The sequence below is a fragment of the Mycobacterium sp. NGS24 genome (assembly GCF_059813065.1).
In genome coordinates this window covers 89581-113087 of sequence record NZ_JCALDW010000013.1, presented here as the reverse complement: position 1 = coordinate 113087, position 23507 = coordinate 89581, and the positions used below count along the sequence as shown (strand labels likewise).

The following is a 23507-nucleotide window of genomic DNA, read 5'->3' as shown; positions in this document are numbered from 1 at the left end:
TGCTCCCCGGCGGCTATCCTCCCGACGGCGGCGCCTCGGGTTGCGGTGCCTGGGCGGGTCCCGGTGCGGGGGCAGGCCCGGGTGGTTGCGGTGGCTGGTTCAGCACGAACGGAACCGGTTGTGAGCGCAGATTTCCGAGCTGGACGACCAGGTTGTAGGTGCCGGGTCCGATCGCCGGTCGTGGCAGCGGGCAGTGCTGCGCGGACCCCATGCCGGTCCAGGTCACCGCGGTGGTCACCTGCTCGCCCGGGGTGAACGTCTTGACCAGGGTCTCGTTGGACGGCGCGCAGTCCAGGTTGGACCACAGCCGCTTGTTGTCCAGCGAGTACACGTAGGCGGCCAGCACGGCGGCTCCGACATCGCGTTTGCAGGACACCAGCCCGATGTTGGTGACCACCATCGTGAATTTCGGCTGGTCGCCGATGAAGTACTGCGGCGCGTTGGTCAGTCCTTTGACCGCCAGCGTCGAGTCCGGGCAGTCGTCACCCTCTTTGAGCACCGGTGGCGGCTGCACCGCAGCCGTCGGCGTGGGCGACTCGGGGTTGATCGTTCCCGGCGGCGCGCCGGCCGGGGCCTGCGTCTGTCCGGCCGGCTGCGGCGACTGCGCCCCCGGCGCCTGGGGTGCGTCCGACCCCGGGTGTCCCTGAGCCGAGGTCGGCTTGTCAGCAGGCTTCGCTCCGGCGTTACTACTGACGAATGCGATGACGATGGCTACGGCGATCCCGACCGCGACGACCGCGATGCCCAGGGCAAGTCCCCTGCGCCGCCAGTAGATCTCGGTAGGTAGCGGGCCTCGTGGTTCCAGATCCAGCACATTCCCACGGTAGGGCCAGGTCACGCCGACTCGCTTGACCTGCCTCGGCGTGTCGCCGAGTTAGCTGGCCGATTGCCGTGTAGTGGCGGCCAGCGCATCGAGCGATCAGCTCTGCGGCTCGGCCCCGATGTCGCCCTCGTGATGCACCAGCACCGCCCGTCCCTCGGCCAGGCGATAGGTCACACCGGCTATCCCCACCGTGCCGGCCGCCACACGGTCCGAGATGACGGTCGAACGCTCCATCAGCTGCGCAGCCGTCTCACGTACATGGCGCGCCTCGAACTCGTCGACCCGGGACAGCCCGTCACGACGGCCCATCAGAATCGTCGTCACGACCCGCTCCACCAGATCCCGCACGAAACCGACCGGTATGTCACCGTCGTCGAGGGCGCTCAATGCGGCCTTGATCGCGCCACAACTGTCATGGCCGAGGATGACGACCAACGGCACTTCCAGAACTGCCACCGCGTACTCGATCGATCCCAGCACTGCCGCGTCGATCGCCTGCCCAGCCGTACGGACCACGAACACGTCGCCCAAGCCCTGGTCGAAGATGAGCTCGGCGGCCACCCGACTATCCGAGCAACCGAAGATGACCGCGGTCGGCTTCTGGCCGGTCGCCAGGCTGGCGCGGTGATCGACGCTTTGGCTGGGGTGCAGAGGCTTACCGGCGACGAATCGCTCGTTACCCTCACAGAGTGCTTTCCATGCGGAGATCGGGTTGCTGTTGGGCATGTCTGACATTGTGCCGCACCGCCCGGTGATTGACTCCGCGTACATATCAGTCGCCAATCTTTTGAGCTGGTATGAGAAAACCCAGCGTGACCTGCCGTGGCGGCAGCCCGACGTCAGCGCCTGGCAGATCCTGGTCAGCGAGTTCATGCTGCAGCAGACACCGGTGGCCCGGGTGCTGCCGATCTGGACCGAATGGGTGCAGCGCTGGCCCACCCCGTCGGCGACGGCCGCCGCCACCGCTGCGGACGTGCTGCGGGCGTGGGGCAAGTTGGGTTACCCGAGGCGGGCCAAGCGCCTGCACGAGTGTGCGGTTGTCATCGCACGCGACCACGGGGATGTGGTCCCCGACGACGTCGAGGTTCTGTTGACGCTGCCGGGTGTCGGCAGCTACACCGCGCGGGCGGTGGCGTGCTTCGCTTATCGCCGGCGGGTGCCGGTGGTGGACACCAACGTGCGCCGGGTAGTGGCCCGCGCCGTGCACGGGCGCGCCGATGCGGGGACGCCGTCGGCCGTCCGTGACCACGCCGACGTGAGTGCATTGCTGCCCGATGACGAACGCGCGCCCAGGTTTTCGGTGGCGCTGATGGAACTGGGCGCCCTGGTGTGCACGGCCCGCGCCCCGAAATGCGGGGTGTGCCCGCTCGACGCCTGCAGGTGGCGACGGGCCGGCTTCCCGGCTGCGACCGGGCCGGCGCGGCGCGTGCAGAGCTACGCCGGGACCGATCGTCAGGTCCGGGGTCGGCTGATGGATGTGTTGCGCGACAACGACTCTCCAGTCACCCGCGCGCAGTTGGATCTCGCTTGGCAGAGCGACCCCGCGCAACGAGACCGGGCGCTGTATTCGTTACTGGACGACGGCCTGGTGACCCAGACCGCCGACGGCCGTTTCGCGTTGGCCGGCGAGGAGTGAGTTTTCAGGCCACACCGGTCACGAATGTTTCGACCGCACGCCGGTACACTTCCGGCGCCTCGTCGTGCACCAGGTGGCCGGCTGCAGGGACATACACATACGTTGTCGGCACGTCACTTTCGTGCATTTTCCGCATCTGTCCCGGCGGGGTAACGGAGTTGCCGGCCTCGATCAGCAGGCTCGGCGCGCGCACCGCCCGCCACTGCGCCCAGTAGTCGCGCAGTCCCCACTGCGCGGCGATCTCGATCCACCGTGCCGTGTGACCGTGCAACCGCCAACCCGTCTCGGTGCGGTCGAACGCTTCCAGGAAGTACTGTCCGGCAACAGGACCGAATTCGGCGAATACCCGCTCCGCAGAGTTGAATTCGACCGGTAGGGCGTGCAACCACGGCTCCCAGGGACCGGTGGTACGCCCGACGAAGTCCGGTGCCATGTCTTCCACCACCAGCGCCGCGACCAACTCGGGGCGCTCGGCCGCCAGACACCACGAATGCAGGGCGCCCATCGAATGCCCGACGAGCGTGACCGGCACACCTAAACCGTGCACCGCGTCGCCGAGGTCGGCCACGAAACGTTCGGTGCTGATCGGCTGGGGATCGTCGACGTCACGACCGCGGTGCCAGGGCGCATCGTAGGTGTAGACCGCGCCCAGCCGGGTGAGCCACGGCAACTGGCGGGACCAGGTGGTCCCGCGGCCCATCAGGCCGTGCACCAGGACCAGTGGCCTGCCCTGTCCGCCGCGGTGGGTCAACAGATCGGGGGCCATGCCGGGCACGGTAACCTAACGGAATGCCAGTGGTGAAGATCAACGCAATCGAGGTGCCTGCCGACGCTGGTCCGGAGCTGGAAAAGCGGTTTGCTCATCGCGCCCACGCGGTGGAGAACTCGCCGGGTTTCCTCGGCTTTCAGCTGCTGCGTCCGGTCAAGGGTGAAGACCGCTACTTCGTCGTGACGCACTGGGAATCCGATGAAGCGTTCCAGGCGTGGGCCAGTGGGCCGGCCATCCAGGCCCACGCCGGGATGAACAAGAACCCGGTGGCCACCGGCGCTTCGCTGCTGGAATTCGAGGTCGTGCTCGACGTTGCAGGCAACGCGCCCGCTGAGTAACCGGCGCCGCGTCGCGGCGCTGGCCGCGACCGCCGCGCTGGTGGTGACGCTGACCCCCGGGTGCGCGTCGTCCCCGACGCCCTCGGCGAACGCGGCGAACCCGGGGCGCCGGATCGAAACCACCACTCCCCCAGGTCTGCGGGCCCAGCAGACGCTGGACATGCTCAACTCCGACTGGCCGATCGGACCGGTGGGCGTCGGCACCCTGGCCACCCCGGACAAGGTCGACTCGGTGCAAGCCACCATGGAAAGCCTCTGGTGGGACCGGCCGTTCGACCTCAACAGCGTGGACATCGGCGCCAACGTGGCCACCCTGCACCTGATCTCGTCCTACGGTGCGCGACAGGACATCCGGATACACACCGACGACACCGGCCAGGTCGACCGGTTCGATCTCGACACCCAACCACCCCCGCCGATCACCGCGTGGCGTGATGTCGACGCTGTGCTGAGCAAGACCGGCGCCCGCTACTCCTACCAGGTGGCCAAGATCGACAACGGCCAATGTGCCCGGGTGGCCGGCGCCAACACCGAGACAGCGCTGCCGCTGGCGTCGATCTTCAAGCTGTACGTGCTGCATGCTCTCGCCACCGCGGTCACGCGCGGCACGGTGTCCTGGGAGGACCAGCTGACCGTGACCAGCAAGAGCAAAGCCGTCGGGTCCTCCGGGCTGGAACTGGCCCCCGGCGATCACGTTTCGGTGCGCACGGCGGCGGAGAAGATGATCGCCAACAGCGACAACATGGCGACCGATCTGCTGATCGACAGGTTGGGCACCCACGCTGTCGAGGAAGCCCTGGCCACCGCCGGCCACCACGATCCGGCCAGCATGACGCCCTTCCCCACCATGTACGAGCTGTTCTCGGTCGGCTGGGGACAGCCCGATCTGCGGGAGCAGTGGCAGCACGCCTCCCAGCAGGAGCGCGCCGCGCTGCTCGCGCAGGCGAATTCCACTGTCTATCAACCTGATCCGACTCGTGCGCACACTCCGGCCTCGGCGTTCGGCGCCGAATGGTACGGCACCGCTGAGGACATCTGCCGGGTGCATCTGGCGCTGCAGGCCGACGCGGTCGGTCCCGCCGCACCTGTGCGGAAGATCCTGTCCGCCGTTGCCGGCATCCAGCTGGACCGCAATGTGTGGCCGTACATCGGCGCGAAAGCCGGCGGCCTGCCCGGAGATCTGACGTTCAGCTGGTACGCCGTCGACAAGACCGGCCAACCCTGGGTGGTCAGCTTCCAGCTGAACTGGCCGCGCGATCACGGGCCGACGGTGACCAGCTGGATGCTCAAGGTCGCCAAGCAGGCCTTCGCGCTGATCGAACCGCGCTGACCCCGAGGACCTGGTCGCCGGCCGATAGTTTTACGAGCGGCGCCGGGCCAGCGGAGCAGCCGTCGTCAGACGACTCCTGCTACTGGGCCTCGTGCGCCCCGGCCTTGGCCAAGTCCGGCTCGGTCGGCTTACGCGCACCGGTGAAGGTGAACTTCGCTTCCTCGCCCGAGCCTTCGCCGTCCCAGTTCTCGACGTCGACGGTGACGACCTGCCCCGGACCGACCTCCTCGAACAGGATCTTCTCCGAGAGCTGGTCCTCGATCTCGCGCTGGATGGTGCGCCGCAGCGGACGGGCACCCAGCACCGGGTCGAAGCCGCGCTTGGCCAGCAGTGCCTTGGCCTTGTCGGTGAGCTCCATCGACATGTCCTTGGTCTTGAGCTGCTTGCCGACCCGCTCGATCATCAGGTCGACCATCTGGATGATCTCTTCGCGAGTCAACTGGTGGAAGACGATGATGTCGTCGATGCGGTTCAGGAACTCCGGGCGGAAGTGCTTCTTCAGCTCGTCGTTGACCTTCTGCTTCATCCGCTCGTAGTTGTTGTCCCCGCCACTCTGGCTGAACCCGAGGCCGACCGGCTTGGAGATGTCGGAGGTGCCCAGGTTCGACGTGAAGATCAGCACGGTGTTCTTGAAGTCCACCGTGCGGCCCTGACCGTCGGTGAGTCGTCCGTCTTCGAGGACCTGCAACAGGCTGTTGTAGATCTCCTGGTGCGCCTTCTCGATCTCGTCGAACAGCACCACCGAGAACGGCTTGCGCCGCACCTTCTCGGTGAGCTGGCCACCCTCTTCATAGCCGACGTAGCCCGGAGGGGCACCGAACAGCCGCGACGCGGTGAAGCGGTCGTGGAACTCGCCCATGTCGATCTGGATGAGCGCGTCGTCGTCGCCGAACAGGAAGTTGGCCAGCGCCTTAGACAGCTCGGTCTTCCCGACCCCGGACGGGCCGGCGAAGATGAACGAACCCGACGGGCGCTTGGGGTCTTTCAGCCCGGCGCGGGTACGGCGGATGGCCTTGGAGACGGCCTTGACGGCATCCACTTGGCCGATGATCCGCTTGTGGATCTCGTCCTCCATGCGCAGCAACCGGGTGGTCTCGGCCTCGGTGAGCTTGAACACCGGGATACCGGTCCAGTTGCCCAGCACCTCGGCGATCTCGTTGTCATCGACCTCGGCGACCACGTCCATGTCCCCGGAGCGCCACTGCTTTTCCCGCTCGGCGCGCTGGGCGACCAGTTGCTTCTCCCGGTCCCGCAGGCTGGCGGCCTTCTCGAAGTCCTGGGCGTCGATCGCCGACTCCTTCTCCCGGCGCGCGTCGGCGATCTTCTCGTCGAACTCGCGCAGGTCTGGCGGAGCGGTCATGCGCCGGATACGCATCCGGGCGCCGGCCTCGTCGATCAGGTCGATTGCCTTGTCCGGCAGGAACCGGTCGTTGATGTAGCGGTCGGCCAGGGTGGCCGCGGCCACGATCGCGGAGTCGCTGATGGAGACCCGGTGGTGGGCCTCGTACCGGTCCCGAAGCCCCTTGAGGATCTCGATGGTGTGGGCCACCGTCGGCTCACCCACCTGCACCGGCTGGAAGCGGCGCTCCAGGGCGGCGTCCTTCTCGATGTACTTGCGGTACTCGTCGAGCGTGGTGGCGCCGATGGTCTGCAGCTCACCGCGGGCCAGCTTCGGCTTCAGGATGCTGGCCGCGTCGATCGCACCCTCGGCAGCACCGGCACCCACCAGCGTGTGCAGCTCGTCGATGAACAGGATGATGTCACCGCGGGTGTTGATCTCCTTGAGCACCTTCTTCAGGCGTTCCTCGAAGTCACCGCGGTAGCGACTGCCGGCCACCAACGATCCCAGGTCCAGGGTGTAGAGCTGCTTGTCCTTCAGCGTCTCGGGAACCTCGCCGTGCACGATGGCCTGCGCCAGGCCCTCCACGACGGCGGTCTTGCCGACGCCGGGCTCGCCGATCAGCACCGGGTTGTTCTTGGTGCGGCGGCTCAGCACCTGCATGACCCGCTCGATTTCCTTTTCGCGGCCGATGACCGGGTCCAGCTTGCCTTCCATGGCGGCCGCGGTCAGGTTGCGACCGAACTGGTCGAGCACCAGCGACGTCGACGGGCTGCCGGATTCGCCGCCGCGACCACCGGTACCGGCCTCCGCGGCCTCTTTGCCCTGATAGCCGCTGAGCAGCTGAATGACCTGCTGACGCACCCGGGTCAGCTCGGCACCCAGCTTGACCAGGACCTGCGCCGCCACGCCCTCACCCTCGCGGATCAAGCCCAGCAGGATGTGCTCGGTGCCGATGTAGTTGTGGCCGAGCTGCAGGGCCTCCCGCAGGCTCAGCTCGAGGACCTTCTTGGCGCGCGGGGTGAACGGGATGTGCCCGGACGGTGCCTGCTGACCCTGTCCGATGATCTCCTCGACCTGGCTGCGGACACCCTCCAGGGAGATTCCCAGCGATTCCAGCGACTTGGCCGCGACGCCTTCGCCCTCGTGAATGAGACCCAGCAGGATGTGCTCGGTGCCGATGTAGTTGTGGTTGAGCATCCTGGCTTCTTCTTGAGCCAGAACGACCACCCTGCGGGCACGGTCGGTAAAACGTTCAAACATCGGTTATTACCTGCTCTCCCTCACCATCGGTAGCTCCGTCGTGCAAAGACATCTGCCGGCACAGGGGCCGACTACCGCGTACCTGCCATCCACTCTAATGCTCGGCCCGTCAGGGCACTAACCTCACGGTGCGCAGCGACGCCGGAGCACAAGAGAATAACGGGGAAAAGCGACAATGCGTTTCCCATCTCCGGCGGTGATCGCTACGCCACAAGCGAAATGCAAAAAACCGGCGCCCAGGTTTAATACCTGGACGCCGGATCGCGCGTACTAGCAGTGCCGATCGGTCGCGACTACGTGGCCGCGTGGAAGGCGTCGATGACGTCGGCCGGGATGCGCCCCCGGGTCGAGACGTTGTGACCATTGCGACGCGCCCATTCCCGGATCGCGGCGCTCTGTTCGCGGTCGATGGCGCCGCGACCGCGCCCGGAACCCGAACGCCCGCGCCGCCGGCCGCCGACCCGACGTCCGGCCGCGACCCAACCCTTCAGGTCGTTACGCAGTTTCGCCGCATTTTTACTGGAAAGGTCGATCTCATAGGTCACCCCGTCAAGCCCGAATTCGACGGTTTCGTCGGCGGCGCCGGCACCGTCGAAATCATCGACCAAGGTGACGGTCACTTTTTTCGCCATTGGCTTACCCTCATGTTCTTCCTGTGCAGTTAGAGATGCAGTTCGGATAGACTCCCCGGTTCTCTAATCTGCCATAGGAAGTGGAAATACTCAATCCGACACAAGAGCAGTTCAGTTGGAGTGCGGCCGAACAATCGGGAACAAAACAGTCTCCCTAATTGACAGACCGGTCAAACACATCAACAACCGATCGATACCCATTCCGGTACCAGTGCACGGCGGCATACCAAACTCCAGAGCGGCCAGGAAATCCTCATCGAGAACCATAGCCTCGTCGTCACCGGCGGCTGCCGCGCGTGCTTGATCGGCAAATCTCTCGCGTTGCACTACCGGGTCATTCAATTCCGAGTAGCCGGTTGCCAGCTCGACTCCGTGCAGGTAGAGGTCCCACTTCTCGGTGACTCCGGCAATACTGCGGTGCTGGCGCGTCAAAGGCGTGGTCTCCACCGGGAAATCCCGGACAAATGTGGGCGCGGTCAAGCTCTTGCCCACTGCGTGCTCCCAGAGTTCTTCGACGAGTTTGCCGTGACCAAAGCCACGATCGTCCGGAATCTCGACATCTAGTCGGGCCGCGATCGCACGTAAGGTCTGCACCGAAGTCTGCGGTGTGATCTCTTCACCGAGCGCATCGGACAACGATAAATACATCTCCAGAGTTGCCCATTCTCCGTCGATGTTGTACACACTGCCATCCGGCATCGGAAGTTCTCTGGTTCCGATCGCCTCGTCGGCAACCTCTTGAATAAGCTCTCTGGTGACCAGTGCCGAATCGTCATAGGTGCCGTAGGTCTGGTAGGTCTCCAGCATAGAGAATTCCGGGGAATGCGTGGAATCGGTTCCCTCGTTTCGGAACACTCGATTTAGTTCGAAGACCTTGTCGAAACCACCGACGATGCAGCGCTTGAGGAACAGTTCCGGCGCGATCCGCAGGTACAGGTCGATGTCGAGGGCATTGGAATGGGTGACAAACGGTCGCGCCGCCGCACCACCGGCCAGCGTCTGCAGGATGGGCGTTTCGACTTCGAGGAATCCGCGCCGGTCCAGCGCGTTGCGCAGCGCCCGGATGACGGCGATCCGCTGCCTGGCCACGCTGCGCGCCTGCGGGCGCACGATCAGGTCGACGTAGCGTTGCCGTACCCGCGCCTCCTCGCTCATCTCTTTATGTGCAACGGGCAGCGGCCGCAGCGACTTGGCGGCCATCTGCCAGGAATCGGCGAGAACGGACAATTCGCCGCGACGTGAACTGATCACGGTGCCGTGTACATACACGATGTCGCCGAGGTCGACGTCGGCCTTCCACGCGTCCAGGGACTCCCGGCCGACTTTGTCCAGGCTGATCATCGCCTGCAACTGCGCGCCGTCGCCGTCCTGCAAAGTCGCGAAACACAGCTTGCCGGTGTTGCGCGCGAAGACCACCCGGCCGGCGACGCCGACGACGTCCTCGGTGGCGGTATCGGTCGGCAGATCGGGGTAGGCGGCCCGGATTTCGGCCAGCGTGTGCGTGCGCTCGATGGCCACCGGGTAGGGATCGTGGCCTTCAGCCAACAGGCGAGCGCGCTTGTCCCGGCGAATCCGAAACTGTTCGGGAAGGTCCGCGGCGGATTCTCGATCGGGGGCACTCACGACGTGCCAGCTTAAATGAACCCGCGGCGTGCGCCCCAATTGCGACTGTCAGCGCGCGGTCTTGAGCCGGCCGCGCTGGGCGTCCTGATTGCGCTCGAAGACCATCCGCAGGCCATCCAGGGTCAGGTGTTTGTCGTAGTGCTCGACGGTGTGCAGTTCCGGCAACAGCAGGGGTGCGGTGTGTCCGGTGGCCACCACCGCGACGTCCTCACCGGCCGCGAAACCCTGCACATCGTCGCGGATGCGGCCGACCAGTCCGTCGACCAGGCCGGCGAAACCGAACACCGCGCCGGCCTGCATGCACTCGACGGTGTTCTTGCCCACCACGGACCGCGGCCGGGTCAGTTCGACCCGGCGCAGCGCCGCCGAGCGGGCCGCCGCGGCGTCCGAGGACACCTGCACGCCGGGCGCGATCGCGCCCCCGAGAAACTCCCCTTTGGCCGACACCACGTCCACGCAGATCGACGAGCCGAAGTCGACGACGATCGAGGCCTTGCCGAACTTGCTGAATGCCGCCAGGCAGTTGACGATCCGGTCGGCGCCGACCTCTTTGGGGTTGTCGACCAACAGCGGGATGCCGGTGCGGACGCCGGGCTCGATCAACACATGCGGCACCGACGGCCAGTACTGCTCGAGCATGATGCGCACCTCGTGCAGCACGGACGGAACGGTGGACAGCGCGGCGGCACCGGTCAGCCGCTCGGCATCCTCACCGATCAGGCCGTCGATGGTGAGCGCCAGCTCGTCGGCCGTGACCTCGGACTCGGTACGAATCCGCCACTGCTGCACCACTTTTGCGTGATCTTTGACCCCGGCCAGCAAGCCGACGACGGTGTGGGTGTTGCGGACGTCGATCGCCAGCAGCACGGTTATCGCACGCCGATCCGCGGATCGAGTAGCTCATCCACGCCGTCGGGCACGAAGGCCGGGTCGTGGCCCAGGTCGATCTGCTTGTTCGCCCCGTCGACGAATACGATCCGCGGCTGGTAGGCGCGCGCCTCGGCATCCTCCATGGCTCCGTAGGCGATCAGGATCACCAGATCGCCCGGGTGGACGAGATGTGCTGCGGCACCGTTGATTCCGATTATCCCACTACCGCGTTCACCGGTGATCGCGTAGGTCACCAGCCGGGCGCCGTTGTCGATGTCGACGATGGTGACCTGTTCACCTTCGAGCAGGTCGGCGGCATCCATCAGATCTGCGTCGATGGTCACCGATCCGACGTAGTGCAAGTCGGCCTGGGTAACGGTGGCGCGGTGGATCTTCGACTTCAGCATCGTCCGTAACATCAGTTCCTCCAATGTGATTCGTCCGACCCAGCGGTGTCGGCGACATTTCCGATTTGAATTGCAACGTTGTCCAGCAGGCGGGTGGCGCCCAGCCGCGCCGCGATCAGCAGCCGGCCGGATCCGCCGGTGGGTACCGGGCCCAGCTCGGTGTCGCGCAGTTGCAGGTAGTCGACCTGCAGGCCGGATGTCGCGTCGAGCACCGCCTGTGCCGCGTCCAGCGCGGCCTGCGCACCGAACGTCGCGGCGTGTGCCCCGGCCGTCAGGGCCGACGAAAGTGCCACCGCGAGTTCACGTTGCGCCGGGTCGAGGTAGCGGTTGCGCGACGACATCGCCAGCCCGTCGGATTCGCGCACCGTGGGCACTCCGACCACCCGCACATCCAGATTCAGGTCGGCGACCATCTGCCGGACCAGGACCAGCTGTTGATAGTCCTTCTCGCCGAAGAAAATCCGATCGGGACGCACGATCTGCAGCAGTTTCACCACGACGGTCAGCATCCCAGCGAAGTGCGTTGGGCGCGAGGCGCCCTCGAGCTCGGCGGCGAGCGGACCGGGCTGCACGGTGGTGCGCATGCCGTCGGGGTACATGGCCGCGGCGGTCGGTGCGAACACGATCTCGACGCCTTCCTCCCGCAACATCGCGATGTCCTGGTCGAGGGTGCGCGGGTAGGCGTCGAGGTCTTCGTTGGCACCGAACTGCAACGGGTTGACGAAAATCGACACCACCACCACCGAGCCCGGCACCCGCTTGGCGGCGCGTACCAGCGTCAGGTGGCCGTCATGCAGGGCTCCCATGGTGGGCACCAACATGACTCGACGGCCGGTATGCCGCAGCGCCCGGGTGACCTCAGAGACCTCGCGCGGGACGGCGTACACGTTCAGCCGGCCGCGGTCGAACGTCGGCGCCTTGCCGGCGGTCATCGCGCCAGCACCTCGACGACGTCGGTGGGGGCATGGGCACGCTGCGCGGTGCGCAGCGCATTCACCCGGTACGCCTGGGCGAGGTGCGGATCCGCGCCTTCCAGCGCGCGCAGATGCCCGGCGACGGCGGCGGCGTCCCCGCGGGCGACCGGCCCGGTGAGTGCGGCCTGTCCGCGTTGCAGGGTGTTTTCCAGGGCCGCGCGGGCCAACGGTCCGACGATGCGCTCGGCGATGCCACCCGGCTGGTTCTCCACGGGCTGCTGCCCCAGCAGTTCGCCGCCGCGGATCGCGGCCCGCAGCGCCTCCAGCGCGTCGGCCAGCACCGTGACCAGGTGGTTGGAGGCGTGGGCCAGCGCGGCGTGATAGAGAACACGGGCGTCCTCGCGCACACTGAACGGCTCGCCACCCATTTCCAGCACCAGCGACTGCCCGATGGCGTAGCCGACGTCGTCGGCCGCGGTGATGCCGAAGCAGGTGTCGGCCAACCGGGCGATGTCCTCATCGGCGCCGGTGAAGGTCATCGCCGGATGAATCGCCAGCGGAATGCAGCCCTGCTCGCTCAGCGGGGACAGGACCGCGACGCCGTTGGCGCCGGAGGTGTGCGCCACGATGGTCCCGGGCCGCACCGCCGAGGTGGCCGCCAGGCCGGACACCAGGCCGGGCAGTTCGCTGTCGGTGACCGCCAGCACCAGCAGCTCAGCGGCGGCTGCGACGTCGGGCGGCGGCAGGACCGGGGTGTCGGGCAGCCGACGCTGTGCCCGGAGCAACGATGCGCGGGAGATGGCGCTGCACGCGACCACGACGTGATCGGCGCGCTCCAGCGCGACTCCCAGTGCGGTGCCCACCCGGCCGGCGGAGATGATCCCCACCTTGAGCCTGGCCGGGCGCAAACCGTCGAACTGCACCATCGCAGACGACCTCACAGATGTCTTTGTTCGTTCCAGTCCCGCAATTCGGGTACCGGACGGTCACCAAGACTCTAGTCGATCCGCCGGACGCAGCACAGCGTGTCAGCCGTCACGCCGCCGCCGGCGCCCACCGCCCGGCTGGACCTGGAGCCGCGCCATCAGGTCTGCGACCGTCTGCCCACCCGCCGGCTCCTCCGGGACATCGGACGCGTCGGCGTCGGCGCTGCGATGCCTGGATGCCGGGGGGGCGGGCGCCAACCGCGGGGACGCAGGCTCGGCCGGCGCGACGGACTCGTCCGGTCCGGAATCCTCGGTCCGGGCGAAGCTGCCGACCCCGTGGTCCCGGTACTCCGCGGAGTGCCGCGACCGGGACCGACGACCGCCGTACTGGGACGGTGCCTCGCCGTGAGCGCCGGCGGGCTCGTCCTCGGCATCCCGGTAGCGCCTTCTGCGGCCCGATTGTCCGGGCGGGGCCGGGTCGGAGGGTGCCCACCGACTGCCGGGTGTCCCGGGTGGCAGCCACTGCCCTTCGGCGGCGACGGGCTGCCATTCGGCCGGACGCTCCGGCCGCGGCTCCGGCGACAAAGGTGCAGGTGGCGGCGTCTGCGGCTGCGGCCACGCCGCCGGCGGCTGCGGCCACGCCGGCTGTTGCGGAGCCTGTGGCGGCGGGCGGTGGCGTGGTTCGGCGGGCGTTTCCGGGGGTGCCGGGGCTGCGAACTGCGGCACCGGCGCGGGTTGCTCGCGCACCGGCGCGGGCGGGCGGGGCGGCAGCAGCGGTTCCTCCGGTACATCGATGATGGCGGTGTCGTCGCTGCGCACGATCCGGTCGTCCCGCCGCACCGCCGTCACCCGATCACTGGTCACCCAGTCCGCGGGGGGGATTTCGCCGTTCTGGGCGGGGGCCCGGTCCGTCAACGCACGGGTGCCGTCCCTGCCCAGGGTCTCCAGCGCCGGCCGCTGTTCGAGATCGGTGTCGAACAGAATCTCCAGGTTGGTGCGCAACGAAGCCAGTTCGGCCCGCAGCGCCGCAATCTCGTCGGCGGCCTGCGCATGTATCTCCGCGGCCAGCTCCCGGCGCAACTGGGATTCCACCGTCAGTTCGTACTCACGACGAGCGGAGATCTCGCGATCCAACTGCAGGTCGTAAACCAGCTTCATGTCGCGGGCGCGTGCCTGGTCGGCCTCGGCCTGCCGGCGATACAGCACCGACACGAACGCACCGGCGACGGCGGCCCACAGCGCCAGGATCACAGCGAGCTTGAGCAGTTCCACGCGATCGGTGAAAACCAGCGCGGAACTGGCCCCGATAGCCAGGACCAGCAACGCCGTCAAGAGCACCCAACCCGGCCTGCGGCCGCCGCGCCGGACTCGGGCGCCGCGGGACAGAACGGTCATGGCCAGAAACTGTACCCGGGCGAGGTCAGTCAGCGTGTCGTGCCGGTCCGGCGATTCTCCGGCCGAGCCGACTTTCGTCAGGTTTCGACGCCCTCGCCGTGCTCGGTCGGATCCGGCGGGGACTTGCAGCAATGCTGTAGCCAGAGCGCCGCGACGATCAGGGCCAACGCGCTCACGGCGGCTACCACCGCGCCGGAGGTGTCGGCTGCGGCTGCCCGCAGCCACGACCGCCGCGGCAGGAAGTACACCAGCACGCCCAACCACCACCCCAGCACCAGCGCGCCCATCCACGCTGAGGCCTTGGCCACCACCAGGCTGCGCGCCACCGCCAGCGGGTGCAGCCAGCCTGGCGCGTCGCCGATCTCCCCGTCGTCGATCTTGGTGCGCACGTAGCGCCCCCACCGCCACTCGGCGAACGCGACCACCAGCAGCGAGATCCCCGTCCAGATCGTGATCGGCGGAAACCACCGGTAGAGCACCGTGATCAGCAGGTAGCCGACCACCGCCGCCCCGATCACCACCACGGTGAGGTCGCGCTTGCGGGTCGGGCCCATCAACGCTCCAGCTTCAGCGACGTCGGCCGCACGCCGGCCCGGTCGGCGGGCCGTAGTGCGCCGATCAACTCCGCGACGGGGCGCGAACTCCCGTCGAGCCCCAACTCGGCGCCGGGATCGACCTCCAGCCACGGAACCAGGACGAAGGCCCGCAGGTGGGCCCGCGGATGGGGCAGCGTCAACTCGCTGCTGCGGCAGTCGACTTCGCCGCCGGCATCGTGACAGGCCACCAGGTCCACGTCGAGCGTTCGCGGACCCCACCGTTGTTCGCGGATACGCTGCGCCGCCTGCTCGAGTTCGTGGGCGCAGCTCAGCCAGTCGGTCGCGGTGCGGGCCGGATCGTCGGCGACCAGCACGGCGTTGAGGAACGGGTCCTGCGGCACACCACCCCACGGGTCGGTCTCGTAGACACCGGATACCGCGGTGACCGCGTCGCCGAGTCCGTCGACCACCGATTGCAACGCGGCCACCCGGTCACCGACGTTGGAGCCGATGGACAGCACGACGCGACTCATCGGCGCGTCATACCGCTCGGTCCGCCGGGATCACCGAACCCCGACCGCCGCGACGCGACCGTCGGGTCACCACCGCGACGTCGTCGAACTGCTGCGCAATGGGAGCCTGCGGTTTGTGCACCGTCACCTCGACGGCGTGCACCCGCTCGTCCTTGATGACGTCGTCGGCGATCTCGGCTCCGACCGTTTCGATCAGGTTCCGCGGCGTGCCCCCGATCACGTCGGCAGCCAACTGGGCCAGCACGCTGTAGTCGTAGGTGTCGGCCAGGTCGTCGCCAGCGGCGGCCTGCGCCAGGTCGATCCACACGGTGATGTCGACGACGAATTCCTGCCCATCGCGCCGCTCGTGTTCGAACACACCGTGCCGGCCGCGAATCCGCAAGCCGCGCAACTCGATTCGATCAGCCATCGGGCCCGGTCCCGTTCCCGCCCTGCCAGGCACGGACCACCCGCAGGGCGTCGACCGAGGCGCGCACATCGTGCACCCGAACACCCCACGCCCCGTGCAGGGCGGCCAGCGCCGAGATCACCGCGGTCGCCGTCTCACGCCCGTCCGGCGGCCGGGGCGTTCCGTCCGGCCCGGCCAGCAACGTCCCGAGAAAGCGCTTGCGCGAGGCGCCCACCAGCACCGGCAGCCCGGTGGCGACCAACTCGGACAAGCCGTGCAACAACGCCCAATTGTGTTGACCGGTCTTGGCGAATCCCAGACCGGGATCGATCACCAAATTGGCCGGATCGACGCCGGCGGCCACGGCGTCGTCGACACTGGCCAGTAGATCCGCGCGCACGTCGGCGACCACATCGGCGTAGTCGGGGACCCGGTGCGGGTGGTCCGCCGACACCGGCCGCCAGTGCATCAAGACCCACGGCACCTGCGCTTCGGCCAGCAGCGGGGCCATCGCCGGGTCGGCCCGCCCTCCCGATACGTCGTTGACGAGCTGTGCGCCGTTCTCCAGCGCGGCCCGCGCCACGCACGCGTGCATAGTGTCGATACTGACTGTAATACCTTGTGCAGCAAGCTTTTTGACTACTGGTACCACGCGATTCGACTCGACCTCAGGGTCCACCCGCGCCGCGCCGGGCCGGGTCGACTCGCCCCCGACGTCGACGATCTGCGCACCGTCGGCGGCCAGCGCCAGGCCATGCTCGACGGCACCACCGGCGTCCAGGTAACGCCCGCCGTCGGAGAACGAGTCGTCGGTGACGTTGAGCACTCCCATCACCTGCACGGGCGCCGGACTCACTTGCGCAGGATGAGATCGAGCGCTTCGGCCCGAGAAGCGGCGTCGGTCTTGAACTGACCCCGCACCGCCGACGTCGTGGTGGTCGATCCGGGCTTGCGCACCCCGCGCATTGCCATGCACAGATGCTCGGCCTCGATCACCACGATCACCCCGCGTGGATTCAGCTTGTGCACCAGCGCGTCGGCGATCTGACTGGTGAGCCGTTCCTGGACCTGCGGGCGCTTGGCGTAGAGGTCGACCAGGCGGGCGATCTTGGACAAGCCGGTGACTCTGCCGTCCACCCCGGGGATGTAGCCGACGTGGGCCACCCCGTGAAAGGACACCAGGTGGTGTTCGCAGGTGGAGTACATCGGGATCTCTTTAACGATGACCAGTTCGTCGTGGTCCTCGTCGAACATCGCGGTCAGCACCGAGGCCGGATCGGTGTAGAGGCCGGCGAATATCTCCCGATAGGCCCGGACAACGCGAGCAGGGGTGTCCCGCAAGCCATTTCGGTCTGGGTCCTCGCCGATCGCAACGAGCAGTTCGCGAACCGCGGCCTCGGCGCGGGCCTGGTCGAATTCCCGCACCCGGGTACTCCTGGAATCCAGCTGCGTCATTGAAGCCTCCGTTATTCAGCCGTGGGCCGGCGGGTTGGACCGAGTCACGTCCTTCTCGCGCTGGTCGGACTCGGCGGGGTCCGTCTCGGTATCCGGGCTGGGATAACTGGGAGCTGGTTGTGGACGATTGGACGACTTGGGCGGCCACCCGGGGGCGTGCCAGCCGGCGGGGGCGCCGTAGTCCGGCTGGGTGCTGCCGTGCGAACCGTTGGCACCCTGAGAACCGCTGTCGCCGTTGCCCTGCGTCTCGGATTGAGCTTGTTCGGCAGCCTTGCTGGCCCGTGCGATCGCGGCCTTGAACGCCGGCTCCGGCACCGGCTGGGGCCACGGCTCGCCGCGTTCGATCGCCAGTTCCCCCGGCGTCTTGATCGGCGGTTTGTCCGACGGGATCCGGCCCCCGAAGTCGTCGAACATGGTCAGTCGGGGCCGCTTCTCGACGTCGCCGAAGATCGCCTCCAATTCGGGGCGGTGCAGGGTCTCCTTTTCCAGCAACTCGCCGGCCAGCGTGTCCAACACATCGCGGTATTCGGTGAGGATCTCCCAGGCCTCGGTGTGCGCCGCCTCGATCAGCTTGCGCACCTCCTCGTCGATGGCGCCGGCAACCTCGTGGGAGTAGTCCGGCTGGTTGCCCATGGTGCGTCCCAGGAACGGGTCGCCGTGTTCGGTGCCGTATTTCACCGCTCCCAAGCGGGCACTCATGCCGTACTCGGTGACCATCGCGCGGGCCACCTTGGTCGCCTGCTCGATGTCGGACACCGCACCGGTGGTGGGCTCCCGGAACACCAGTTCCTCGGCCGCGCGACCACCCATCGCGAACACCAGCTGGGCGATCATCTCCGAGCGGGTGCGCAGACCCTTGTCTTCCTCGGGTACCGCGACCGCGTGCCCGCCGGTGCGCCCACGGGCCAGGATCGTCACCTTGTAGACCGGGTCGATGTCCGGCATCGCCCATGCGGCCAGCGTGTGCCCGCCCTCGTGGTAGGCGGTGATCTTCTTTTCGTGCTCGCTGATGATGCGGCCCTTGCGGCGCGGGCCGCCGATGACCCGGTCGACGGCCTCTTCCAGGGCCGGGCCGGTGATGACGGTGCCGTTCTCGCGGGCGGTCAACAGCGCCGCCTCGTTGACGACGTTGGCCAGGTCGGCGCCGGTCATCCCGACGGTCCGCTTGGCCAGCCCGTCCAGGTCGGCGTCGTCGGCGATGGGCTTGCCCTTGGAGTGCACCCGCAGCACCGCGCGGCGACCGGCCAAGTCCGGGTTGGACACCGGGATCTGCCGGTCGAAGCGACCGGGCCGCAGCAGCGCCGGGTCCAGGATGTCGGGACGGTTGGTGGCCGCGATGAGGATGACGCCGGCACGGTCACCGAAGCCATCCATCTCCACCAGCAACTGGTTGAGGGTCTGCTCGCGCTCGTCGTGCCCACCGCCGAGCCCTGCGCCGCGCTGGCGGCCCACCGCGTCGATCTCGTCGACGAAAATGATGCACGGGCTGTTCTGCTTGGCCTGCTCGAAGAGATCCCGCACCCGGGACGCACCGACGCCGACGAACATCTCGACGAAGTCCGAGCCGGAGATGGTGAAGAACGGCACACCGGCTTCGCCCGCCACGGCGCGGGCCAGCAGCGTCTTGCCGGTCCCCGGCGGGCCGTAGAGCAGCACGCCTTTGGGAATCTTGGCGCCCAGCGCCTGATACCGGGACGGGTTCTGCAGGAAGTCCTTGATCTCGTAGAGTTCCTCGACCGCTTCGTCGACACCGGCGACGTCGGCGAACGTGGTCTTGGGCATGTCCTTGGACAGTTGTTTGGCCCGTGACTTGCCGAAGCCGAAGCCCATCCGGGCACCGCCCTGCATGCGGGAGAACATCACGAACAGACCCACCAGCAGCAGCAGCGGTAGCACGTAGACCAGCAGCTCGCCGAGCAGACTGCCTTCGTTGACCACGGTGCTGACCTTGGCGTTCTTGGCGGTCAGCGCCTTGAGCAGCTCGACCCCGTACCCGGCCGGGAACTTGGTGATGACCTTGTCGGAGTTCTCGGTGTCGTTGTTGCTCTTCTTCAGGGTCAGTCGCAGCTGCTGCTCGCGATCGTCGATCTGCGCGCTCGCGACGTTGTCGCTGTTGATCTGTGCCATCGCCACCGAGGTGTCGACGGGTTTGTAGCCGCGGGTGTCGTCGCTGAAATAGAAGAACAACCAGCCGAACAGCACCAATACGGCGATCACCGTAATTGTGCGGATCACGTTTCTACGGTTCATCTATCATCGGCCGGCTCGGCCAGGTCCTTCCCGATACACGCAGCTGGAAATGTCCAGGTTACCGCCCCTGGCGACAGCAAGCTCCGGCAGAGCCGGGGCGCAGCATGAACAACGAGCGGAAGTTCCCGAAAAGCGCGCCCGGCTACCGGTAATAACGCGCTTCCACCACATTGCCGTCCGGATCGGGAAAGTAGTAACCCTGCGGCGCCCATCCCTGCGCGCCGAACGAATTGTCCAGCCGCGAGCTGGTGTCGATGCCTTCGTCGCGCAGTCGCCGATCCAGGGCGTCGTATTCGTCCTTCGACATCGCCAGGCACACGTGGTTGATCCGGTGGCCGGCGCTGCCTTCGACGTTGGTCATCGCCTCGGTGCCGGAGGCGCCCTCGGCCGGTATCAGGTCGAGGATCGAATCCGCGCAGACCCGCACACTCGGGAACGGCGCCCGGCCGGCATCGAACTCTTCGAACCGGACCGGTTCCAAACCCACCACCCGGGTATAGAAGTCCATTGCCGCCAGCGGGTCCTTCGTCCACAACACCACGTGGTCCAGCCGCATCGCGCCCACCTTCATGTCGTCGCCTCTGCGGTGTCCAAACTACCCGCGGGCCTTCTCAGCCCCGGGCTGCTGTGCTTTGGTGAGACGGTGGGCTCATCAACCGAACGGTTAGTCGACACCAACGGTGTGCAGCTGCGAGTGGTCGAGGCCGGGGAGCCCGGGGCGCCCGTGGTGCTGCTGTGTCACGGCTTTCCGGAACTGGCCTACTCGTGGCGACACCAGATTCAACCGCTGGCCGATGCCGGCTACCACGTGTTGGCGCCCGATCAGCGGGGTTACGGCGGGTCGTCGCGCCCGGCGCCGATCGAGGCCTACGACATCCACCAGTTGACCGCCGACCTGGCCGGGCTGCTCGACGATGTCGGCGCCGAGCAGGCCGTGTGGGTCGGCCACGACTGGGGTGCCGCCGTGGTGTGGAACGCACCGCTGTTGCATCCCGAACGTGTCGCGGCGGTTGCTGCCCTGAGTGTTCCCGTCACGCCGCGCCCCAAGGTCGCGCCCACCCAGGCCTGGCGGCGCATGTTCGGCGACCACTTCTTCTACATCCTCTATTTTCAGCAGCCCGGCGTCGCCGATGCGGAGTTCGACGCCGATCCGGCCCGCGCCGTCCGCCGGATGATGGGCGGCCTGCGGCTTTCTGACGACCACAGTGCGGGGCTGCGCATGGTGGCGCCCGGATCCGAAGGTTTCATCGACCGGCTGCCGGAGCCCGACGGGCTGCCCGACTGGATCAACCAGGCCGAACTGGACCACTACATCAGCGAATTCGCCCGTACCGGCTTCACCGGTGGCCTGAACTGGTACCGCAATTTCGACCGTAACTGGGAGACCACACCCGAACTCGCCGGTGCCACCATCTCGGTGCCGTGCCTGTTCATCGGGGGGACGGCCGATCCGGTCCTCAGCTTCACCCGCGCCGATCGAGCCGCAGAGGTGATCACCGGCCCCTACCGCGAGGTGATGCTCGAGGGAGCCGGGCACTGGATACAGCAGGAGCGACCCGAAGCGGTGAACGAGACCCTTCTCGACTTCCTCAAAGGAGTGCAATGGTGAGTGCGCCAATGCGATTCGGTGTTTTCATCACACCGTTTCATCCCACCGGTCAATCACCCACGGTGGCACTGGAATACGACATGGAGCGGGTCGTCGCGCTGGACCGCCTGGGCTTCGACGAGGCGTGGTTCGGCGAACACCATTCCGGCGGTTACGAATTGATCTCCTGCCCGGAGGTGTTCATTGCGGCCGCCGCAGAGCGGACCAAGCACATCCGGTTGGGTACCGGTGTGGTCTCACTGCCCTATCACCATCCGCTGATGGTGGCCGACCGCTGGGTGCTGTTGGATCACCTGACCCGTGGCCGGGTGATGTTCGGCACCGGTCCCGGCGCGCTGCCGTCGGATGCCTACATGATGGGAATCGATCCGGTCGACCAGCGGCGGATGATGCAGGAATCGCTGGAGGCGATCCTGGCCTTGTTCCGCGCCGCTCCCGACGAGCGCATCGACCGGCACACCGAGTGGTTCACCCTGCGCGACGCCCAATTGCACATCCGCCCGTATACCTGGCCATATCCGGAGATATCTACGGCCGCAATGATTTCGCCGTCGGGACCGAGGTTGGCCGGCGCACTGGGCACCTCGCTGCTGTCCCTGTCGATGTCGGTACCGGGCGGGTATGCAGCTTTGGAGACAACCTGGCAGGTGGTGGTCGACCAGGCCGCCAAAGCCGGCCGCGAAGCACCCCGGCGGCGCGACTGGCGGGTGTTGAGCATCATGCACATCGCCGACACCCGGGACCAGGCGATCGAGGACTGTACGTACGGGTTGCTGGATTTCGCCGAATATTTCGGCGCCGCCGGATTCGTCCCGCTGTCCAACTCGGTCGACGGCACCCAGTCACCCCGCGAGTACGTGGCAGACTATGCGGCGCAGGGAAATTGCTGCATCGGCACGCCGGACGACGCAATCGCGCACATCGAGGATCTGCTGGAACGCTCCGGCGGGTTCGGTACATTGCTGCTGCTCGGCCACGACTGGGCGTCGCCGGCGGCGACTTTCCATTCCTATGAACTGTTCGCGCGCAGAGTTATTCCGCATTTCAAGGGACAACTCGAAGCCCCGCGGGCTTCGCACGAATGGGCCAAGGACAAGCGCGAGGAGTTGATCGGACGCGCCGGTCAGGCCGTCGTGCAGGCCATCACTCAGCACGTCGCCGAACACGACGAGACGGGCAACTGATGCGGGCATCGGTGCTGCGCGACGGGCGCATGGTCTACCGCGACGACCTGCCCGAACCGACACCGGGGCCGGGACAGGTGCTGGTCGCGGTCCGTGCGTGCGGAATCTGCGGCTCTGACCTGCATTTCGCGACCCACGGCGGCAAGGTGCTGGAAATGAGCCGCCGGGTGGCCGGCAATACGGGTGGCATGGACGTCGACCTGAGCCGGGACATCTTCATGGGCCACGAGTTCAGCGCCGAGGTGCTCGAGGCCGGTCCCGACACCGACACCCATCCGCCGGGAACACTGGTCACCTCACTGCCGGTGTTGTTGTCCGACAAGGGCGTCGAGCCGATCGTGTACAGCAACAGCACGCTCGGTGGGTATGCCGAGCGGATGCTGCTGTCGGCGCCGCTGTTGGTGCCGATCCCCAACGGTCTGGACCTCAAGCACGCGGCCCTCACCGAGCCGATGGCGGTGGGGTTGCATGCGGTGAACAAGTCCGACATCAAGGTCGACGAAGCGGCCCTGGTGCTGGGCTGCGGGCCGATCGGCATCGCGATCATCGCCGCGCTGCGCGTCCGCGGCGTGCAAAGCATTGTGGCGGCTGACTTTTCGCCCAAACGTCGCGAGCTGGCGACCCTGATGGGAGCACATCGGACGGTGGATCCGGCACAGGGCTCGCCGTTCGACGTCACGAAGGCGGTGGTGGTGTTCGAGGCCGTCGGGAGACCCGGGGTCATCGACGACGTGCTGCTCCGAGCACGGCGCGGCACGCGCCTGGTGGTGGCCGGTGTCTGCATGGAACCCGACACCATCCACCCGTTCTTCGGCACCGCCAGCGAGATCAGCATCCAGTTCTCGTTGGCCTACGACTTCGAGGAGTTCAGCGAGTCGCTGCGAGCGATCGCCGAGGGTGACATCGACGTCAGCCCCCTGATCACCGGCGAAGTCGGACTGGACGACGTCGGGGCGGCGTTCGACGACCTGGCCGACCCGGAACGGCACTGCAAGATCCTGGTTACGCCCTAGCAACCACGACGTTCCCCGGGCCTGAATGCCAAGTTGACGGACGGTGCATCCTGTCGCACGCTTACTCGATGGCCGGGATCAACGAGGACGCGATGATCGCCCGTCTGGAGCGCCGACTGGCAACGCAATACCGCCATCTGCCGCCCGATCAGGTGGCCGGCGCCATCGAGAATGCACGCGCCAGCCTGGCCCACAGCCGGATCCGGGACTTCATCCCGTTGCTCGTCGAGCGGCGGGTCAACGCCGAATTGGCGGGGGCCAGGTAGGCGGCTGC

The 23507-nt window shown here is 67.3% G+C and carries 25 protein-coding genes; 7 read left to right on the top strand and 18 right to left on the bottom strand.

The window, feature by feature from the left end:
- Positions 1-13: 13 nt before the first annotated feature.
- Together AC5Y6Y_RS17680 and AC5Y6Y_RS17675 are read right to left on the bottom strand one after the other, a co-directional pair.
- Positions 14-814, bottom strand: coding sequence for a hypothetical protein (locus AC5Y6Y_RS17680; protein WP_473139850.1), 801 nt, complete (start codon positions 812-814; stop codon positions 14-16).
- Positions 815-919: 105 nt separating this feature from the next.
- Positions 920-1549, bottom strand: coding sequence for a carbonic anhydrase (locus AC5Y6Y_RS17675; RefSeq protein WP_463828560.1), 630 nt, complete (start codon positions 1547-1549; stop codon positions 920-922).
- Between AC5Y6Y_RS17675 and AC5Y6Y_RS17670 the strand changes: the two genes are divergently transcribed.
- Positions 1548-2459 (top strand): iron-sulfur binding domain-containing protein, encoded by a 912-nt coding sequence (locus AC5Y6Y_RS17670; RefSeq protein ID WP_473139851.1) that lies wholly within the window; start codon positions 1548-1550, stop codon positions 2457-2459. The genes AC5Y6Y_RS17675 and AC5Y6Y_RS17670 overlap by 2 nt on opposite strands.
- Positions 2460-2463: 4 nt before the next feature.
- Here the strand turns inward: AC5Y6Y_RS17670 and AC5Y6Y_RS17665 are convergent, their stop codons facing one another.
- A complete protein-coding gene (locus tag AC5Y6Y_RS17665) occupies positions 2464-3225 on the bottom strand; it encodes an alpha/beta fold hydrolase (RefSeq protein WP_473139852.1) in 762 nt (253 codons plus the stop codon).
- 23 nt (positions 3226-3248) lie between these two features.
- Here AC5Y6Y_RS17665 and mhuD point away from each other — a divergent pair, with 23 nt between their 5' ends.
- Both mhuD and AC5Y6Y_RS17655 read left to right on the top strand, forming a co-directional pair.
- Entirely contained in the window at positions 3249-3566 is a 318-nt protein-coding gene (mhuD, locus tag AC5Y6Y_RS17660; RefSeq protein WP_463828557.1) for a mycobilin-forming heme oxygenase MhuD, read from the top strand.
- A complete protein-coding gene (locus AC5Y6Y_RS17655; RefSeq protein ID WP_473139853.1) occupies positions 3541-4896 on the top strand; it encodes a serine hydrolase in 1356 nt (451 codons plus the stop codon). Before mhuD ends, AC5Y6Y_RS17655 begins: the two co-directional genes overlap by 26 nt.
- Before the next feature lie 79 nt (positions 4897-4975).
- Here AC5Y6Y_RS17655 and clpC1 read toward each other — a convergent pair whose 3' ends face one another.
- The 15 genes from clpC1 to AC5Y6Y_RS17580 all read right to left on the bottom strand — a co-directional run bounded on the left by clpC1 (position 4976) and on the right by AC5Y6Y_RS17580 (position 19983).
- Positions 4976-7498: an ATP-dependent protease ATP-binding subunit ClpC gene (gene clpC1 / locus AC5Y6Y_RS17650; RefSeq protein WP_463828555.1), complete on the bottom strand. Its 2523-nt coding sequence runs from the start codon at positions 7496-7498 to the stop codon at positions 4976-4978.
- A 293-nt stretch (positions 7499-7791) separates the two neighbouring features.
- The gene (gene lsr2 / locus AC5Y6Y_RS17645; protein WP_236978550.1) at positions 7792-8130 is read right to left on the bottom strand and encodes a histone-like nucleoid-structuring protein Lsr2; all 339 of its coding nucleotides are present in this window, start codon (positions 8128-8130) and stop codon (positions 7792-7794) included.
- Positions 8131-8241: 111 nt separating this feature from the next.
- Positions 8242-9753 (bottom strand): lysine--tRNA ligase, encoded by a 1512-nt coding sequence (gene lysS / locus AC5Y6Y_RS17640; protein ID WP_473139854.1) that lies wholly within the window; start codon positions 9751-9753, stop codon positions 8242-8244.
- 48 nt (positions 9754-9801) lie between these two features.
- Positions 9802-10620 carry a type III pantothenate kinase gene (locus AC5Y6Y_RS17635; protein WP_463828553.1) on the bottom strand — a complete coding sequence of 273 codons (819 nt, stop codon included), beginning with the start codon at positions 10618-10620 and terminating at the stop codon, positions 9802-9804.
- Positions 10621-10622: 2 nt separating this feature from the next.
- The gene (gene panD, locus AC5Y6Y_RS17630; protein ID WP_473139855.1) at positions 10623-11042 is read right to left on the bottom strand and encodes an aspartate 1-decarboxylase; all 420 of its coding nucleotides are present in this window, start codon (positions 11040-11042) and stop codon (positions 10623-10625) included.
- Entirely contained in the window at positions 11042-11962 is a 921-nt protein-coding gene (gene panC, locus AC5Y6Y_RS17625; RefSeq protein WP_463828551.1) for a pantoate--beta-alanine ligase, read from the bottom strand. The genes panD and panC overlap by 1 nt, the downstream gene beginning before the upstream one ends.
- Positions 11959-12870, bottom strand: coding sequence for a Rossmann-like and DUF2520 domain-containing protein (locus tag AC5Y6Y_RS17620; RefSeq protein ID WP_473139856.1), 912 nt, complete (start codon positions 12868-12870; stop codon positions 11959-11961). Before AC5Y6Y_RS17620 ends, panC begins: the two co-directional genes overlap by 4 nt.
- Positions 12871-12972: 102 nt before the next feature.
- The gene (locus tag AC5Y6Y_RS17615; protein WP_473139857.1) at positions 12973-14265 is read right to left on the bottom strand and encodes a DUF6779 domain-containing protein; all 1293 of its coding nucleotides are present in this window, start codon (positions 14263-14265) and stop codon (positions 12973-12975) included.
- Positions 14266-14342: 77 nt separating this feature from the next.
- Positions 14343-14819, bottom strand: a complete 477-nt coding sequence (locus AC5Y6Y_RS17610; RefSeq protein ID WP_463828548.1) for a DUF3180 domain-containing protein — start codon at positions 14817-14819, stop codon at positions 14343-14345.
- Positions 14819-15334, bottom strand: a complete 516-nt coding sequence (gene folK, locus AC5Y6Y_RS17605) for a 2-amino-4-hydroxy-6-hydroxymethyldihydropteridine diphosphokinase (RefSeq protein WP_473139858.1) — start codon at positions 15332-15334, stop codon at positions 14819-14821. Before folK ends, AC5Y6Y_RS17610 begins: the two co-directional genes overlap by 1 nt.
- A gap of 7 nt (positions 15335-15341) precedes the next feature.
- The gene (folB, locus tag AC5Y6Y_RS17600; protein ID WP_473139859.1) at positions 15342-15743 is read right to left on the bottom strand and encodes a dihydroneopterin aldolase; all 402 of its coding nucleotides are present in this window, start codon (positions 15741-15743) and stop codon (positions 15342-15344) included.
- Positions 15736-16578 carry a dihydropteroate synthase gene (folP, locus tag AC5Y6Y_RS17595; RefSeq protein WP_463828545.1) on the bottom strand — a complete coding sequence of 281 codons (843 nt, stop codon included), beginning with the start codon at positions 16576-16578 and terminating at the stop codon, positions 15736-15738. The genes folB and folP overlap by 8 nt, the downstream gene beginning before the upstream one ends.
- Positions 16575-17177, bottom strand: coding sequence for a GTP cyclohydrolase I FolE (folE, locus tag AC5Y6Y_RS17590; RefSeq protein WP_463828544.1), 603 nt, complete (start codon positions 17175-17177; stop codon positions 16575-16577). The genes folP and folE overlap by 4 nt, the downstream gene beginning before the upstream one ends.
- A gap of 15 nt (positions 17178-17192) precedes the next feature.
- A complete protein-coding gene (gene ftsH, locus AC5Y6Y_RS17585; RefSeq protein ID WP_473139860.1) occupies positions 17193-19427 on the bottom strand; it encodes an ATP-dependent zinc metalloprotease FtsH in 2235 nt (744 codons plus the stop codon).
- 142 nt (positions 19428-19569) lie between these two features.
- Positions 19570-19983, bottom strand: a complete 414-nt coding sequence (locus tag AC5Y6Y_RS17580) for a VOC family protein (protein ID WP_473139915.1) — start codon at positions 19981-19983, stop codon at positions 19570-19572.
- An 87-nt stretch (positions 19984-20070) separates the two neighbouring features.
- Here AC5Y6Y_RS17580 and AC5Y6Y_RS17575 point away from each other — a divergent pair, with 87 nt between their 5' ends.
- From AC5Y6Y_RS17575 to AC5Y6Y_RS17560, 4 genes are all read left to right on the top strand, one after another.
- Entirely contained in the window at positions 20071-21036 is a 966-nt protein-coding gene (locus AC5Y6Y_RS17575; protein WP_473139861.1) for an alpha/beta fold hydrolase, read from the top strand.
- Entirely contained in the window at positions 21033-22220 is a 1188-nt protein-coding gene (locus tag AC5Y6Y_RS17570) for an LLM class flavin-dependent oxidoreductase (RefSeq protein ID WP_473139862.1), read from the top strand. The genes AC5Y6Y_RS17575 and AC5Y6Y_RS17570 overlap by 4 nt, the downstream gene beginning before the upstream one ends.
- The gene (locus AC5Y6Y_RS17565) at positions 22220-23233 is read left to right on the top strand and encodes a zinc-binding dehydrogenase (RefSeq protein ID WP_463828540.1); all 1014 of its coding nucleotides are present in this window, start codon (positions 22220-22222) and stop codon (positions 23231-23233) included. The genes AC5Y6Y_RS17570 and AC5Y6Y_RS17565 overlap by 1 nt, the downstream gene beginning before the upstream one ends.
- A 68-nt stretch (positions 23234-23301) precedes the next feature.
- Positions 23302-23499 carry a three-helix bundle dimerization domain-containing protein gene (locus AC5Y6Y_RS17560; RefSeq protein ID WP_463828539.1) on the top strand — a complete coding sequence of 66 codons (198 nt, stop codon included), beginning with the start codon at positions 23302-23304 and terminating at the stop codon, positions 23497-23499.
- Positions 23500-23507 lie beyond the last annotated feature (8 nt).

Coding starts and splice junctions, on each gene's coding strand:
- folK (WP_473139858.1), bottom strand. CDS start 15,334: ATGAGTCGCGTCGTGCTGTCCATCGGCTCCAACGTCGGTGACCGGGTG.
- AC5Y6Y_RS17675 (WP_463828560.1), bottom strand. CDS start 1,549: ATGCCCAACAGCAACCCGATCTCCGCATGGAAAGCACTCTGTGAGGGT.
- AC5Y6Y_RS17620 (WP_473139856.1), bottom strand. CDS start 12,870: ATGGTGCAGTTCGACGGTTTGCGCCCGGCCAGGCTCAAGGTGGGGATC.
- AC5Y6Y_RS17580 (WP_473139915.1), bottom strand. CDS start 19,983: ATGCGGCTGGACCACGTGGTGTTGTGGACGAAGGACCCGCTGGCGGCA.
- AC5Y6Y_RS17665 (WP_473139852.1), bottom strand. CDS start 3,225: ATGGCCCCCGATCTGTTGACCCACCGCGGCGGACAGGGCAGGCCACTG.
- clpC1 (WP_463828555.1), bottom strand. CDS start 7,498: ATGTTTGAACGTTTTACCGACCGTGCCCGCAGGGTGGTCGTTCTGGCT.
- AC5Y6Y_RS17560 (WP_463828539.1), top strand. CDS start 23,302: ATGGCCGGGATCAACGAGGACGCGATGATCGCCCGTCTGGAGCGCCGA.
- AC5Y6Y_RS17670 (WP_473139851.1), top strand. CDS start 1,548: ATGTCTGACATTGTGCCGCACCGCCCGGTGATTGACTCCGCGTACATA.
- lsr2 (WP_236978550.1), bottom strand. CDS start 8,130: ATGGCGAAAAAAGTGACCGTCACCTTGGTCGATGATTTCGACGGTGCC.
- panD (WP_473139855.1), bottom strand. CDS start 11,042: ATGTTACGGACGATGCTGAAGTCGAAGATCCACCGCGCCACCGTTACC.
- mhuD (WP_463828557.1), top strand. CDS start 3,249: ATGCCAGTGGTGAAGATCAACGCAATCGAGGTGCCTGCCGACGCTGGT.
- AC5Y6Y_RS17615 (WP_473139857.1), bottom strand. CDS start 14,265: ATGACCGTTCTGTCCCGCGGCGCCCGAGTCCGGCGCGGCGGCCGCAGG.
- folE (WP_463828544.1), bottom strand. CDS start 17,177: ATGACGCAGCTGGATTCCAGGAGTACCCGGGTGCGGGAATTCGACCAG.
- AC5Y6Y_RS17610 (WP_463828548.1), bottom strand. CDS start 14,819: ATGGGCCCGACCCGCAAGCGCGACCTCACCGTGGTGGTGATCGGGGCG.
- AC5Y6Y_RS17565 (WP_463828540.1), top strand. CDS start 22,220: ATGCGGGCATCGGTGCTGCGCGACGGGCGCATGGTCTACCGCGACGAC.
- panC (WP_463828551.1), bottom strand. CDS start 11,962: ATGACCGCCGGCAAGGCGCCGACGTTCGACCGCGGCCGGCTGAACGTG.
- ftsH (WP_473139860.1), bottom strand. CDS start 19,427: ATGAACCGTAGAAACGTGATCCGCACAATTACGGTGATCGCCGTATTG.
- folB (WP_473139859.1), bottom strand. CDS start 15,743: ATGGCTGATCGAATCGAGTTGCGCGGCTTGCGGATTCGCGGCCGGCAC.